Source organism: Rhizobium sp. SAFR-030 (genome assembly GCF_059415005.1).
Map to the genome: position 1 here is coordinate 55,976 of NZ_JBPFDO010000001.1, position 13,789 is coordinate 69,764.

A 13,789-nucleotide genomic window follows, 5' to 3' on the forward strand; every position below is an offset into this window, starting at 1 on the left:
CTTCACCAGTGCTTGGCAGCGCGCATCAGATCATATAGCTACTTTGAGACGCTTCATTCTTCTGGCGCATTTTGCGCCATTCCGCCCATCGGAGGATCAGCATGACGGACACAAGCGCACATCTTGGATTGGGAGATAAGAAGGTCGATCTTCCCGTAAAAAGCGGGACGATCGGGCCGGACGTGATCGACATCGCGTCGCTCTACAAGCAGACCGGCGCCTTCACCTACGACCCCGGCTTCACCTCGACGGCCTCCTGCGAATCCAAGATCACCTTCATCGATGGCGACGAAGGTATCCTGCTGCATCGCGGATATCCGATCGAGCAGCTGGCCGAGCAGGGTGACTTCCTGGAAACCTGCTATCTGCTGTTGTACGGCGAACTGCCGACGGCTGCGCAGAAGAAGGATTTCGACCACCGCGTGACCCATCACACGATGGTGCACGAACAGATGAGCCGCTTCTTCACCGGCTTCCGCCGCGACGCCCACCCGATGGCCGTCATGGTCGGCACGGTCGGCGCTCTTTCGGCCTTCTACCACGACTCGACCGATATCACGGATCCGCACCAGCGCATGGTTGCCTCGCTGCGGATGATCGCCAAGATGCCGACGATCGCGGCGATGGCCTACAAGTACCATATCGGCCAGCCGTTCGTGTATCCGCAGAATGATCTCGACTACGCGTCGAACTTCCTGCGCATGTGCTTTGCCGTGCCGTGCGAAGAGTACAAGGTGAACCCGGTTCTGGCGCGTGCCATGGACCGCATCTTCATCCTGCACGCCGATCACGAGCAGAACGCCTCCACCTCGACCGTACGTCTCGCCGGCTCTTCGGGTGCCAACCCGTTCGCCTGCATCGCGGCCGGCATCGCCTGCCTCTGGGGTCCCGCACACGGCGGCGCCAACGAAGCGGCGCTCAACATGCTGATGGAAATCGGCACGGTCGACAAGATCCCGGAATACATCGCCCGCGCCAAGGACAAGAACGATCCGTTCCGCCTGATGGGCTTTGGCCACCGCGTCTACAAGAACTACGATCCGCGCGCCAAGATCATGCAGAAGACTACGCATGAGGTTCTGGCCGAACTCGGCCACAATGACGACCCGCTGCTGCAGGTTGCCATGGAGCTCGAGAAGATCGCCCTCACGGACGACTACTTCATCGAGAAGAAGCTCTACCCGAACATCGACTTCTATTCGGGCATCACCCTGAAGGCGATGGGCTTCCCGACGACCATGTTCACCGTGCTGTTCGCGCTGGCCCGTACCGTCGGCTGGATCGCCCAGTGGGCGGAAATGATCGAGGATCCGCAGCAGCGCATCGGTCGTCCGCGCCAGCTCTACACCGGCGCCGCGCAGCGCGATTACGTGCCGGTCGCCAAGCGCTGATCACTCGGCTCGACAGCGGAATACAAAAAAGCCCGGAGCCATGCTCCGGGCTTTTTGCTGTTTCGAGACCTCTGTGCCGCACCTTGTAAGTGAGCCAAGCGCAGAAATCGCGCTTAGCTCGCCCATGCCGGCCGATCGCGCCGGCGAATCGCTGCACAGGGTCCGTCTAACGTCAGTGGAATGATCTAGAGACGCTGCCTGTCGGAAAGCAGTTGCAGCACCAGGCCGGCTCCGGCCTCGCCGGGCGGCACGGAGGTCGACAGCCTCTGCCAGACGAAGTCGAAGCCTTCCAGCATCGCGCGGCGCTGCGGCGTTTCGCTCGACAGGCATTCGGCCCAGCGGCAGAGATAGCCTGCCCGCACCAGCTCGTTGATATGTTCGGGAACCACCGGCTGGTCGGCGATCAGGTTCGGCAGCGCGCCGGACCACACCTTGATGCGTTTGGCCATCAGCCGGATCAGCCAGTCCGCCTTGTAGATCGACACTGCCGGTACGCCGCAGAGCGCGAGTTCCAGCGTCACGGTGCCGGACGCGGCGATCGCTGCGTCGGCTTCGGCAAAGGCGCGCCATTTGCCGGCAACGTCGCTCGAAAATTCCGGCTGTACGGGCCAGTCCCGCAGCAGGTCGCGAACCAGGTCAGCCTGGCGCGGAACCGTCGGCAGCAGAAAGCGCATGCCGGGATTTCGCTCCGACAGCAGATCTACCGTCGCCTTCAGCTCCGGCATCAGCGCGCGAATTTCGGTCGACCGCGAGCCGGGCAGCAACAGAATGGTCTTGTCGCCTTCCGCCAGCGGCCGGGCCGCGCGGCGCGCCCTCACCGTCACGACAGCCGGATCGACGGTCAAGCGGTGGCCGACGAAATCGGTCTTCGGGCCGCCGAGACGGCGCATCGCCTCAGGCTCGAAGGGCAGCAGCGCCAGCACATGGTCGACATAGCCAAGCATCGCCTTCGCCCGGTATTCCTTCCAGGCCCAGACGCTCGGGCAGACATAGTCGACGACCGGCAGGTCCGGCAGCTTGGCGCGCACACGTTTGGCCACACGGTGGGTGAAATCCGGGCTGTCAATGATGAGCAGAATGTCAGGACGCGCGGCGATAATGGCGTCTGCCGTCTGGCGGATCCGCCGCAGCAGCAGCGGCAGGCGCTTCAGCACCTGCGTCACGCCCATGATCGACAATTCCGAGAAATCGAAGAGCGACTGAAGACCCTGCGCCTGCAGGCTCTCGCCGCCGACGCCGATCAGTTCAACCGGGCCGTCATGGGCGCGCTTCAGATGCGCGACCAGATCACCACCCAGAAGATCGCCGGAGACCTCGCCGGCAACGACCGCGATCTTCAGCGGCCGCGCGCTCATGCGAGCCCCTCCCGCGGCAGCCCGGCATCAAGACCGCAGACGAACAGTTCCGCCTCGTCCGCCAGTGCCAGCATCGCCGGCCGGTCGATCACCAGTGCCCGCCCGGCCTCGACCGCGACGCCGGCGAGACCGGCGGCGATCGCCAGGCGCACCGTCGAGGGTCCAACCGTCGGCAGATCGGCCCGCACATCCTGCTGTGGCTTGCAGAGCTTGACGAGCACGCCGCGGCGCCGGGCGGAAATCCTGCCTGTGCGCCGAAGATCGGCCACCCGCTCCAGCATCTGGTCGGTCCCCTCCGCGCCCTCCAGCGCGACGATCCGGCCGCCGACGCAGACGGCTCCCTGGCCGACGTCCAGCCCGCCGAGAAGACGCGCGGCGTGCGCTGCGATCTCGATGTCGCGGCGGTCGTCGGCATTGGGGGATTGTTTCGTCAGGACGCCGGTCTGCGCCAGAAGATCAGGGGCGATCTCGTGCACGCCAACGACCCGGCAGCCCATGCCCTCGAACAGCTTGATGACCATCTGCAACACGGTGTCGTCGCCGCCGGCCAGCAGCGTGCGCACAACGGCGGGCATTTTCGACAGCGCCCGCCAGGTGGGATGGATGTCGCGCCATTCCGGCCGGCGCTTGACGCCGCCCGACATGACGATGCGGCGAACGCCGCGTTCGCGAATGATTTTCTCGATACCGGCAAAATCACCGACGCCCGCAACGACATGATCGAAACCGGAGAAATCCCGATCCGCCTCGTTCTTCAGGAGGATGACCACGGGATCATCGCCGGCGCTGCGCGCCGCCTCCGCCACATAGAGCGGCAGGAAGCCGTTGCCGGCGACGATGGCCAGGCGCCCCTCCGGGTTCGCTGCCGGAGCGGCGCCCATCGGATCAGGCCTTGCCGCGATACGGCGAGGAGATCGCACGGTCGCTTTCGGCGCCGATGAAATCGATGATCTCCAGAGCCTCCGGGCAATCCAGATACTCCTCGCGAACCTCTGCGGCGCGGGTGCGGACCGAACCCTCGCCGTCGAAGATCTGCTTGAAGGCGCGGCGGACCTGATGGATCACCGACCGGTCGATGCCGGCGCGGCTCATGCCGACGACGTTCAGGCCGCCGAGCACGCCCGGGTTGCCGTTCAGCATGCCATAGGGAATGACGTCGTAGTTGACCGCCGAGAGGCCACCGATGAACGCCTGGCGGCCGATGCGGCTGAACTGGTGCACGGCGCAGCCGCCGCTGAGGATGGCGCGGTCGCCCACATGAACATGGCCGGCGAGCATCACGTTGTTCGACAGGATGATGCCGCTGCCGAGCCGGCAATCGTGCGCCACGTGGGAATTGGCGAGAAACAGGCAGTTGTCGCCGACGCTGGTGATCCCGCCGCCGCCGACCGTACCGGTGTTCATCGTCACGCCTTCGCGCATCGTGCAGTTTTCACCGACGACAAGCCGCGATTCCGCGCCAGCCTCGTGCAGGCTCTGCGATACGCCGCCGATCACCGCCATCGGAAAGATCTTGCTACCGCGCCCGATCTCGGTCAGGCCGTCGACGACTGCATTGGAGATGACCTGCACATCATCCTTCAGGACGACGCGGGCACCGATATGGCTGAAAGGGCCGACGACGACGTTCTCGCCGATCACCGCGCCTTCCTCAACAACGGCCAGCGGATGGATCCGGGCGCTGGAGGCGATACTGCTCATTCGTCATCCTTCGGGCGGATCATGGCGCCGATATCGGCTTCCGCAACAAGCGATCCGTCAACCTTGGCATCGCAATGGAACTTCCAGATATTGCCGCGCTGCTTCTGCTTGACGACATGGATCTCGACGCGATCCCCCGGCACCACGGGCCGGCGGAAACGGGCGTTGTCGATAGTCATGAAATAGACGAGCTTGCCGCCCTCGCCCTGCTTGCGAGCGCAGATCGCGCCAGCCGTCTGGGCCATGGCTTCGATCAACAGAACGCCGGGCATGATCGGTCGCTCGGGAAAATGGCCGACGAAATGCGGCTCGTTGGCCGTCACGTTCTTGATGCCGACCGCACTTTCGTCGCCGTTGATGTCGACGATCTTGTCGACCAGAAGAAACGGATACCGATGAGGCAAGAGCTTCATGATCTCCAGAATGTCGACGGAATCGAGCGCCGTCTTCTCCTGATCAATCATTGCGTTCTCCTCTTTTCTTCGCGCGCTCGTCCGAGCGCGCCATCATCTCGGCAACGTCGCGCATGAAGTCCGGCATCGGCCGGGCCGGGATGCCGCCGTACCGTCCGCCGGGCGGCAGGGATGCGATCACGCCGCTCATGGCGGCAATCTGCACACCGTCGCCAATGGTGATGTGACCATTAACGCCGACCGCTCCACCGATCTGGACGCCGTCTCCGATCGTTGAGGAGCCCGCTATACCAGCACCGCTCGCGATCGCGCAATGCCGACCAATGCGCACGTTGTGGGCAACCTGCACAAGATTGTCGATCTTGGTGCCCTCGCCGATCACCGTATCGTCCATCGCGCCGCGGTCGACGGTGCTGTTGGCACCGATCTCGACATTGTCCTGGATGATCACGCGGCCGATCTGGACGATCTTCAGCATGCCGCGCGGTCCCGGCGCGAAGCCGAAGCCGTCCTGGCCGATCCGCACGCCGTTGTGAATGATGACATTGTTGCCGATCAATGCTGCGACGACCGAGGCGCCGGCGGCAACCGAGCAGTCGCGGCCGATCCGAACGCCTGCGCCGATCACCGAACCTGCACCGATATACGAGCCGGAGCCGATTTCAGCGCCGGCGCCGATGACAGCCATCGGCTCTACCGTGACGTCCGGCTCAAGGCGTGCGGAAGGATCGATATAGGCGGCGGGTGAGATGCCGCTGTCCGATACGATCGGCGGAATGCGGGCCGCCTTCGGATACAGGAAAGCGCCGGCCATCGCGAAAGCCGTGCTCGGCTTCGAGGTCAGCAGGACGGGAATATGATCGGGGATCATCGGCCGCAGGGCGGCATCCACGAGGATGGCCGAGGCCTTGCAGGTCTCGAGTTCATCCTTGTGCTTGCGCGAGAGGATGTAGCAGAGGTCGCCCTCGCCTGCCCGCGCAACCGGCGAAACGGACCGGATGATCCGGTCCGCATGCGCCTCGTCGGCGAGTTCCGCACCGATCAGGGCTGCGAGTTCACGCAGCCCCACACCGGCGTGCGGTGGGAAGAAGTCGTTGTTGTCCATCAGCCAAAGCTCCAGAACAGTTTCGGTCCGCAGTTCTGGGCGGCAGATGTCAGAACTGGTTCGCCATGCTGAACCGGAAGCGCTGCTCCTGGTCGAAGTCTTCCTTGGCGACCGGCATTGCATAGTCGAACCGCAGAGCACCGAAGGGCGAAGCCCAGGTGATGCCGGCGCCGACGGATGCACGCCACGAACTGTTGGTACCCAGCACACCGGTGGCATTGGCCACTTCGTTGCCATAAAGCGTACCGGCATCGGCGAACACGGCTGCACGCAGACCGAAGTCTTCCGGAACGGCCGGCATCGGAACGCTGACTTCAGCGGAGGCCGTGAAGTAGGTCGTGCCGCCGATCGTATCGCCGTTCGGCATGCGCGGACCGATACCGTCGCTTTCGAAGCCACGAACCTGACGGCCGCCCAGGGTGAACTGGTCGAAGACGTTCAGGTCATCGCCGGTCTTCACCACATGACCCGCGCCAACGGCCAGCTGACCGATGATGTCGAGTTCGTCCGACAGCAGGTGGAAGTAGCGGGCGCGGCCGTAGATCTTGTAGTACTCGGAATCGCCGCCGACGCCTGCAAATTCATGCGTTGCGGTGGCATAGATGCCCTCGCGCGGCAGGGTCATGCTGTCGACCGTGTTGTAGGTCAGCGTCTGGCCGATGATCGACTGCTCGTATTTGCCGCCGTTCACCAGTTCCTGATACGGCTGCGACAGGTTGGTCGTCCAGTTGCCGTCGCCTTCGTACTCGATCTGCTTGTAGGTGTAGCGGAACGTCGTCGCCAGCTCTTCGGTGATCGGCGCCGTGACGCGCAGGGTGAAGCCCTGTTCGTTGTAGGTGTAGTAGTCGTTGTTCGACGTCTGGCTCTTGAACACGTCGAAGCCGGCTGCCAGGCGGTAGCCCAGGAAGTACGGCTCGGTGAAGTTCAGCGAGTAGGTCCGGGCATCGTCCTGACCGCCACCTGCGGCGACGCGGATGTACTGGCCGCGACCGAGGAAGTTCTTTTCTTCGACCGACGCTTCGAGCACGACGCCGTCGTCACCGGCGTAGCCGATGCCGACACCGAAGGAGCCCGTCGACTGGTCTTCGACATCGACGACGATGACGACGCGATCCGGCGAAGAGCCAGGCTGCGTGCCGACATTGACCTTGCTGAAGTAGCCGAGCGCTTCCAGGCGGCGCTTGGCGCGGGTGACCATCTGCTGGTTGAAGGCATCGCCTTCGCTGAGATCGAACTCGCGGCGAATGACGTAGTCACGGGTGCGGGTGTTGCCGCGGATGTCGATACGCTCGACATAGGCACGCTCGCCCTGGTCGATCAGGTAGGATACGCCAACCGTGCTGTTCTGGAAGTTGCGGTCGCCGCGCGGGGTAACCCGGGCGAAGGGATAGCCCGCTTCGGCCACCTTCTTGGAGATCGCTTCCATCGACTTCTGCACGTCGCGGGCATTGTAGACGTCACCCGACGTCGTCTGCACCAGACCCGTCAGATCCTGACCGTTGATGCCGGGAACCGTCGATTCGACATTGACGTCGCCGAACCGGTAGCGCGGGCCTTCGTCGACGGTGAAGGTGATCGTGTATTCGTTCTTCGACTCGTCCAGCGCTGCGTCGGACGACACGATGCGGAAGTCCGGATAGCCGTGGTTGTAGTAGAACTGGCGAAGCGCTTCCTCGTCGGCGCGCTGCTTGTCCTGCGTATAGACGTCCTTGCGGGTCAGGAACGACAGCGGACCGGATTCCTTGGTCACCAGCACGTCGCGCAGACGGCTGTTGCTGTAGGCCTGGTTGCCGACGAAGTTGATGTCGGAAATCTTGGTGCGGTCGCCCTCGTTGACGACGAACGCAACGTTGACGCGACCCTGGCCGACCGGTGCGGTCTGCGTGGTGATCTCCACGTCGTTGCGGCCGATCTGGGCGTAGGCTTCCTTGAGGCGCTGGATGTCGGCGCTGATGAGAGCATCGCTGTAGGGGCCGAGCGGCTGAGTCTGGACGACGGTCGTGAGCTTGTCGTCCTTGATCTTGCGGTTGCCGTTGAACACGACCTGGTTCACCAGCAGGTTCTCATTGACGTTGACGACCAACGTGCTGCCGGAAACGGAGATCTTCACATCGGTGAAGTAGCCGGTCGCGTAGAGCCGCTTAACCGATTCATCGATGTCAGAGTTCGAGAAACTGGTACCCGGGCGAATGGTCAGGTTGGAGCGAACGGCTTCCTCGCCTGCCCGCTGAGCGCCCCGCACATCGACGCGCTGGATGACTGCAGCTTCGGCGGACAATGGCGAACCAAGTACGACAACACCTGCGCCCGACGCGACAACCCCAGCAGACAGCGCAAACGCCGACACTGCGTTCAAAAACTTTGAACCAGCTTTCATTTCAATTCTTACCTTTTCCCGTTGTCCCTCGGCGGGTGGCACCCGACTCCGGCCACGTGTGTCGTTTTACCTGCTTTTGCCCTACAAGCAAGGTAGGCCGTTAATTTCTATTTACTTCCTTTGAAACCGTGACCCAATGGCCACGACGACTTCAAAACAAGGTAAATAGTTGGTTTCCATTTCATATCAGCCGATCAGGTTACTGATGTCGTTCCACGTCGCGAAGACCATCAGGCTGAGGACCATAGCCAGTCCGACCCTAAAAGCAATCTCCTGCGCACCGGCGCCCAAGGGTTTTCCCCGGACCGCCTCGATGGCGTAGAAGACCAGGTGCCCACCATCGAGGACGGGCACCGGCATCAGGTTCAACAGGCCGATGGAGACCGACAGGACGGCTGCAAGTTGGATCACGGCAGCAAAGCCGAGGCTCGCCATCTGGCCGGATGCCTGGGCAACGCGCACCGGTCCGCCAAGCTGGTCCGGCTTCATGCGGCCGGTGACGAGATTGCCGATATAGCGGAACGTGCCGGTGATGATGTGGCCGGTTTCCTTGACGCCCTCGCCCACTGCCTGCAGCGGCGAATAGGTGACGAGACGGAAATGACCGCGCTCTTCGTTGGTGACGACGCCGATCAGGCCGAGCTCGACCTTGTTGCCGAACTGGTCGGTGGTCTCGGTGCGCTTCGGGACCATCGGCAGGTCGAGCTTCTGGCCGTCGCGCTCGACGGTCACGGTGATCGCGGTTTCCGGACGGATGCTCACGTAGCGGCGGACATCGTCGAAGGTGCGGACAGCCGCGCCGTCCAGCGCCACCAGCCGGTCGCCTGGCAGAACGCCGGCCTCGGCCGCCGCACTGTCAGCCCGCACTTCTGCGACGACCGGGTCGGCCACCATCTTGCCGTAGACGGTGAACAGCACCGCGAAGATGACGATGGCGAGAATGAAGTTGGCGATCGGACCGGCAGCGACGGTGGCTGCGCGCTTCCACAGCTTGGCACCGGCAAGCGTCTGCGCCCGTTCGGCCTCGGTCAGATGCGAAAGCCCTTCGGCATCCGGCTTGCTCGACGCGTCTTCGTCACCGAAGAATCGCACATAGCCGCCAAGCGGAATGGCCGACAGCTTCCAGCGCGTGCCGTGGCGATCGGTGAAACCGACGATTTCAGGCCCGAACCCCACCGAAAACGCAGTAACCCGCACGCCGCTCCAGCGACCGACCAGGTAATGGCCCATTTCGTGGACGAAAACGAGGAGCGACAGCACGAGCACGAAAGGAATGATGTAGCCCGTCAGGAAAGCGAGTACCGCCATTTCAGTCCAATGCTCCGAGAAGGGTGGCCGCTCACAACCCGAAAAGGAAGGCGGCAACCGAAGTTCCGGCTTCTTCCGACCATGCCGCATGCATGATTGCAAGTAGGAAAGCCGTGAACCCGGCGAAAACGAGGCCGTCGACCCGGTCCATCACGCCACCGTGTCCGGGGATGAGGTGGCTCGAATCCTTGGCGCCGAAACGGCGCTTGATGAAGCTCTCGAAAAGGTCGCCGATTTGGCTGGAGACCGACAGCAGGAAGGCAATGATGACGGTGCGCAGCGACAGCGACGGGAAGAAGGCAAACGATACCGCGCTTCCGGCGACAATGCCCGACACGGTTCCACCGATCGCGCCGGACCAGGTTTTACCGGGAGAGATTCGCGGGGCAAGCTTCGGGCCGCGCAGCGCGCGTCCGACAAAATATGCAAGGATGTCGGTCGCCCAGACGACGGCGAAGACGAACAGCATTGCCAGCAGGCCCGGCTGATCTGCTGCCCTGATCGCCGCGAGCGAAACGCCGCTGAGGCCGGAATAGAGGATGCCGCCCGGGAGCCAGCCGGTGCTGCGCCGAACGGCGAGCCAGACGAGTGCGGTGAGGGTGAAGCCGCCGACCAGCGGAACGCCTAGGCCCTCATCGCCGAACGCCAGGTTGAGGGCGATGGCGACAATGGCGAGCCAGCCGAGAGCATTGCCGCGGAAGTCGACGTCGGCAAGCCGCGTCATGCGCGACCATTCATAGTAGACGAGCACGGCGATGAGCGCCGACAGCAGGCGGAACGGGAAGCCGCCGGCCCAGGTGGCCGCAAGAGCCACGATCGCCAGGACGATGGCGGAGAGGATCCGTTTTCGCAGCTCTGAGGACATCAGCCGGCCACCGCCGCAGTCTTGGCGGAGAGCCCACCGAACCGCCGGTCACGCGAGGCGAAGATCCGCAGCGCCTCGTTGAAGGCATCGGCGCCGAAATCGGGCCAGTACTGCGGCAGGAAGACGAATTCGGCATAGGCGGCCTGCCACAGGAGGAAGTTCGACAGGCGTTCCTCGCCGCTCGTGCGGATGATGAGGTCCGGGTCGGGGATGCCTGCCGTATCGAGATGGGCGCCGATCAGCTCCGGCGTGATCGCATCGGCCTTCAGGCGTCCGGCCTCGACCTCGCGCGCCAGGCGGAACGCCGCCCGGGCGATCTCGTCGCGCGAACCGTAGTTGAAGGCGATGACCAGCGTCAGTCCGGTATTGTTGCGGGTCGTTTCCTCCGCCTCCAGCAGCAGCGGAAGAATGTCGCCGCGCAGGTCGGTCCGGTCGCCGATGATCTTGATGCGGACGTTCGACTTGTGCAGCTCGGCCAGATCCCGACGCACGAAGCGGCGCAGCAGGCCCATCAGGTCGGATACCTCGCTCTGCGGCCGCGACCAGTTTTCCGACGAAAATGCGAACAGCGTCAGGAAGTCGACGCCGGCGTCGCCGGCAGCCTTGACCGTCCGGCGAACGGCTTCGACGCCCTTGCTGTGGCCGACGGAGCGCGGCAGGCCGCGCTCGCTTGCCCAGCGTCCGTTGCCATCCATGATGATCGCAACATGCTTCGGCACAGGTGGCATTTCACCGCTGATCATGGACTGTCCACTCGTTTCGCCGGCTTTTCAAACACGATGTCAGGCGGGGCCGGCCCTAGACCTGCATGATTTCCTTTTCCTTTTCCGCAAGCAAGCGGTCGATCTCGGAAATTGTGTCGTCGGTCATCTTCTGCACTCTTTCCGACTGCGCGCGGCTGTCGTCCTGACCGAGATCGCCATCCTTTTCAGCCTTCTTCAGCGCTTCCATGCCGTCACGGCGAACGTGGCGGATGGCGACCTTGCTCTTCTCGGCGTAGTCGTGCGCGACCTTGACGAGCGACTTGCGGCGCTCTTCGTTGAGCTCGGGCAGCGGGATGCGCAGGTTCTGGCCGTCGACGATCGGGTTGAGGCCGAGGTTCGATTCGCGGATGGCACGATCGACCGCATTGACCATCGACTTGTCCCAGATGGACACGCCGAGCATGCGCGGCTCGGGCACCGTGATGTTGGCGACCTGGTTCAGCGGCACGCGCGATCCGTAGGCTTCGACCACCACCGGGTCGAGAATGTTGGCAGAGGCGCGGCCGGTGCGCAGCGAAGCTATGTCGCTCTTGAAGGCCGAAATCGCGCCGTCCATGCGCCGCTTGATGTCGTTAAGGTCAACGGGTCCACTCATCTTCCGCTCCGTTCTGCAAAGGCTGCGCCAGTCAAACGACCGGCGCCCGTCATCAGTTGTCGTTGACGATGGTCTTGCGACCACCGCCGGTCAAGATCTGGCCGAAACCGCCCTTCTCGTGGATCGAGAAGACGATAATCGGAATGGAATTCTCGCGCGCCACGGCAACCGCGGCAACGTCCATCACGGCAAGCCCCTTGCCGAGTACTTCGCCATGGGTCAGCGTTTCGAAGCGCGTCGCGGTCGGATCCTTCTTCGGGTCGGCCGAGTAGATGCCGTCGACCTGCGTTCCCTTGAAGATCGCCTCTGCGCCGATTTCGGCGGCGCGCAGTGCAGCGGCCGAGTCGGTCGTGAAGAACGGGTTCCCGGTACCGCCGGCGAAAATTACCACGCGGCCCTGCGCCATGTGGTGCAGCGTGCGGCGCTGGGAGAAGCTCTCACAGATTTCCGGCATTGCGATGGCTGACAGAACGACCGTCTCGATGTCCAACTTGCGCAGCGAGGTCGCCAGCGCCAGCGCGTTGATCACGGTTGCCAGCATGCCCATGTGATCGCCGGTCACCCGGTCGCCACCCTTGGAGGCAACGGCCACGCCGCGGAAGATGTTGCCGCCACCGACGACAAGCCCGACCTCGACGCCCATCTGCACCGCTTCGGCGATATCGGCAGCAATCCGGTCGGCCACAGCGACGTCGATGCCAAAGCCCTGGCTCCCCATCAGGGCCTCGCCGGAGACCTTGAGCAGCACGCGTTTGTAGAGAGGGTGTGTGGGGGACATGGAAACTCCTTCGAGGATCGCACCGAGTGCCGGATACACGAAGGGCATCGCATTGTCACGCGATGCCCCCGGCATTCACAGGTTTTGACTGATCGCGATCAGTGCTTGGCGACTGCTGCCACTTCGGCGGCGAAATCGCTTTCTTCCTTCTCGACGCCTTCGCCGAGCAGCAGGCGAACCATGCCGGTCACTTCGATCGGCGCGCCGACGTCCTTCTCAGCTTCCTTGATGGCAGCAGCGACGGTCAGGTCCGGGTTGATGACGAAGGCCTGCGACAGAAGTGCGACTTCCTCGTAGAACTTGCGCATGCGGCCTTCGACCATCTTCTCGATGATGGCTTCCGGCTTGCCGGATTCGCGCGCCTGTTCGATGAAGACATTGCGTTCGCGTTCGGCGACCGAAGCGTCGACTTCTTCAGGACGGACGGCCAGCGGGTTGGTCGCTGCGACGTGCATGGCGACCTGACGGCCGATGGCGGTCAGCGCATCCTTGTTGCCGGTCGACTTCAGCGCGACGAGAACGCCGAGCTTGCCGAGGCCGTCGGCTGCAGCATTGTGGATGTAGGTGGCGACGACGCCTTCTTCGACCGAAAGCTTGGCGGCGCGACGCAGGGTCATGTTCTCGCCGATGGTGGCGATCGCATCCTTGATGGTGTCGGCAACCGTCTTGCCCGTTGCCGGATAGGTGGCGGCGCTGGTGGCTTCGACGGAACCGTCGGTCGAAAGCGCGACCGACGCGATGCCGCGGACGAGGGCCTGGAAGGCATCGTTGCGGGCGACGAAGTCGGTTTCCGAGTTCAGCTCGACGGCGACGGCGCTGGTGCCGGCCGAAGCGATGCCGATCAGGCCTTCAGCGGCGGTGCGGCCCGACTTCTTGTCGGCCTTGGCGATGCCCTTGGCGCGCAGCCAGTCGACCGCAGCTTCCATGTCGCCATTCGTTTCGGCGAGCGCCTTCTTGCAATCCATCATGCCTGCGCCGGTCTTTTCGCGCAGTTCCTTCACCATTGCGGCTGTGATTTCGCTCATGTTTGCCTCTTGTCCAATCAGGGGTGCGCCTGCCGGAGTACGAGGGCCGGCGCCCGTTTGGGGCACGAATGTACCCAGATGTATGACAGCGTAATGAATGGCCATCGGCGCG

The 13,789-nt window shown here is 63.6% G+C and carries 13 protein-coding genes; 1 reads left to right on the forward strand and 12 read right to left on the reverse strand.

Going from position 1 to position 13,789, the window contains the following annotated elements; all coding sequences use genetic code 11:
* The first annotated feature begins 101 nt into the window (after positions 1 to 101).
* Positions 102 to 1,391 (forward strand): citrate synthase, encoded by a 1,290-nt coding sequence (gene gltA / locus ACR65N_RS00295; RefSeq protein WP_430303491.1) that lies wholly within the window; start codon positions 102 to 104, stop codon positions 1,389 to 1,391.
* Positions 1,392 to 1,576: 185 nt separating this feature from the next.
* Here the strand turns inward: gltA and lpxB are convergent, their stop codons facing one another.
* The 12 genes from lpxB to tsf form a co-directional block, all read right to left on the reverse strand.
* Positions 1,577 to 2,746 carry a lipid-A-disaccharide synthase gene (gene lpxB, locus ACR65N_RS00300; RefSeq protein WP_440455323.1) on the reverse strand — a complete coding sequence of 390 codons (1,170 nt, stop codon included), beginning with the start codon at positions 2,744 to 2,746 and terminating at the stop codon, positions 1,577 to 1,579.
* The gene (locus tag ACR65N_RS00305) at positions 2,743 to 3,627 is read right to left on the reverse strand and encodes an LpxI family protein (protein WP_440455324.1); all 885 of its coding nucleotides are present in this window, start codon (positions 3,625 to 3,627) and stop codon (positions 2,743 to 2,745) included. The genes lpxB and ACR65N_RS00305 overlap by 4 nt, the downstream gene beginning before the upstream one ends.
* Positions 3,628 to 3,631: 4 nt before the next feature.
* The gene (gene lpxA / locus ACR65N_RS00310; RefSeq protein WP_430303488.1) at positions 3,632 to 4,447 is read right to left on the reverse strand and encodes an acyl-ACP--UDP-N-acetylglucosamine O-acyltransferase; all 816 of its coding nucleotides are present in this window, start codon (positions 4,445 to 4,447) and stop codon (positions 3,632 to 3,634) included.
* Complete coding sequence (fabZ, locus tag ACR65N_RS00315) at positions 4,444 to 4,911, reverse strand: 3-hydroxyacyl-ACP dehydratase FabZ (protein ID WP_430303487.1); 468 nt, start codon at positions 4,909 to 4,911, stop codon at positions 4,444 to 4,446. The genes lpxA and fabZ overlap by 4 nt, the downstream gene beginning before the upstream one ends.
* Positions 4,904 to 5,965: a UDP-3-O-(3-hydroxymyristoyl)glucosamine N-acyltransferase gene (gene lpxD / locus ACR65N_RS00320; RefSeq protein ID WP_440455325.1), complete on the reverse strand. Its 1,062-nt coding sequence runs from the start codon at positions 5,963 to 5,965 to the stop codon at positions 4,904 to 4,906. Before lpxD ends, fabZ begins: the two co-directional genes overlap by 8 nt.
* Before the next feature lie 49 nt (positions 5,966 to 6,014).
* The gene (bamA, locus tag ACR65N_RS00325; protein WP_430303485.1) at positions 6,015 to 8,342 is read right to left on the reverse strand and encodes an outer membrane protein assembly factor BamA; all 2,328 of its coding nucleotides are present in this window, start codon (positions 8,340 to 8,342) and stop codon (positions 6,015 to 6,017) included.
* Between the two features lie 186 nt (positions 8,343 to 8,528).
* The gene (rseP, locus tag ACR65N_RS00330; RefSeq protein ID WP_440455326.1) at positions 8,529 to 9,650 is read right to left on the reverse strand and encodes an RIP metalloprotease RseP; all 1,122 of its coding nucleotides are present in this window, start codon (positions 9,648 to 9,650) and stop codon (positions 8,529 to 8,531) included.
* Between the two features lie 31 nt (positions 9,651 to 9,681).
* Positions 9,682 to 10,515 carry a phosphatidate cytidylyltransferase gene (locus ACR65N_RS00335; RefSeq protein ID WP_440455327.1) on the reverse strand — a complete coding sequence of 278 codons (834 nt, stop codon included), beginning with the start codon at positions 10,513 to 10,515 and terminating at the stop codon, positions 9,682 to 9,684.
* Complete coding sequence (locus ACR65N_RS00340) at positions 10,515 to 11,258, reverse strand: isoprenyl transferase (protein ID WP_440455328.1); 744 nt, start codon at positions 11,256 to 11,258, stop codon at positions 10,515 to 10,517. The genes ACR65N_RS00335 and ACR65N_RS00340 overlap by 1 nt, the downstream gene beginning before the upstream one ends.
* 55 nt (positions 11,259 to 11,313) lie before the next feature.
* Entirely contained in the window at positions 11,314 to 11,874 is a 561-nt protein-coding gene (frr, locus tag ACR65N_RS00345) for a ribosome recycling factor (RefSeq protein ID WP_430303481.1), read from the reverse strand.
* Between the two features lie 52 nt (positions 11,875 to 11,926).
* A complete protein-coding gene (gene pyrH, locus ACR65N_RS00350; RefSeq protein ID WP_430303480.1) occupies positions 11,927 to 12,652 on the reverse strand; it encodes a UMP kinase in 726 nt (241 codons plus the stop codon).
* A 98-nt stretch (positions 12,653 to 12,750) separates the two neighbouring features.
* Positions 12,751 to 13,677 carry a translation elongation factor Ts gene (gene tsf / locus ACR65N_RS00355; protein WP_430303479.1) on the reverse strand — a complete coding sequence of 309 codons (927 nt, stop codon included), beginning with the start codon at positions 13,675 to 13,677 and terminating at the stop codon, positions 12,751 to 12,753.
* Between the last annotated feature and the right edge of the window lie 112 nt (positions 13,678 to 13,789).

Bases quoted from the DNA above. Each gene is read 5' to 3' on its own strand.
- gltA (WP_430303491.1), top strand. From the start codon at position 102: ATGACGGACACAAGCGCACATCTTGGATTGGGAGATAAGAAGGTCGAT.
- lpxB (WP_440455323.1), bottom strand. From the start codon at position 2,746: ATGAGCGCGCGGCCGCTGAAGATCGCGGTCGTTGCCGGCGAGGTCTCC.
- ACR65N_RS00305 (WP_440455324.1), bottom strand. From the start codon at position 3,627: ATGGGCGCCGCTCCGGCAGCGAACCCGGAGGGGCGCCTGGCCATCGTC.
- lpxA (WP_430303488.1), bottom strand. From the start codon at position 4,447: ATGAGCAGTATCGCCTCCAGCGCCCGGATCCATCCGCTGGCCGTTGTT.
- fabZ (WP_430303487.1), bottom strand. From the start codon at position 4,911: ATGATTGATCAGGAGAAGACGGCGCTCGATTCCGTCGACATTCTGGAG.
- lpxD (WP_440455325.1), bottom strand. From the start codon at position 5,965: ATGGACAACAACGACTTCTTCCCACCGCACGCCGGTGTGGGGCTGCGT.
- bamA (WP_430303485.1), bottom strand. From the start codon at position 8,342: ATGAAAGCTGGTTCAAAGTTTTTGAACGCAGTGTCGGCGTTTGCGCTG.
- rseP (WP_440455326.1), bottom strand. From the start codon at position 9,650: ATGGCGGTACTCGCTTTCCTGACGGGCTACATCATTCCTTTCGTGCTC.
- ACR65N_RS00335 (WP_440455327.1), bottom strand. From the start codon at position 10,515: ATGTCCTCAGAGCTGCGAAAACGGATCCTCTCCGCCATCGTCCTGGCG.
- ACR65N_RS00340 (WP_440455328.1), bottom strand. From the start codon at position 11,258: ATGATCAGCGGTGAAATGCCACCTGTGCCGAAGCATGTTGCGATCATC.
- frr (WP_430303481.1), bottom strand. From the start codon at position 11,874: ATGAGTGGACCCGTTGACCTTAACGACATCAAGCGGCGCATGGACGGC.
- pyrH (WP_430303480.1), bottom strand. From the start codon at position 12,652: ATGTCCCCCACACACCCTCTCTACAAACGCGTGCTGCTCAAGGTCTCC.
- tsf (WP_430303479.1), bottom strand. From the start codon at position 13,677: ATGAGCGAAATCACAGCCGCAATGGTGAAGGAACTGCGCGAAAAGACC.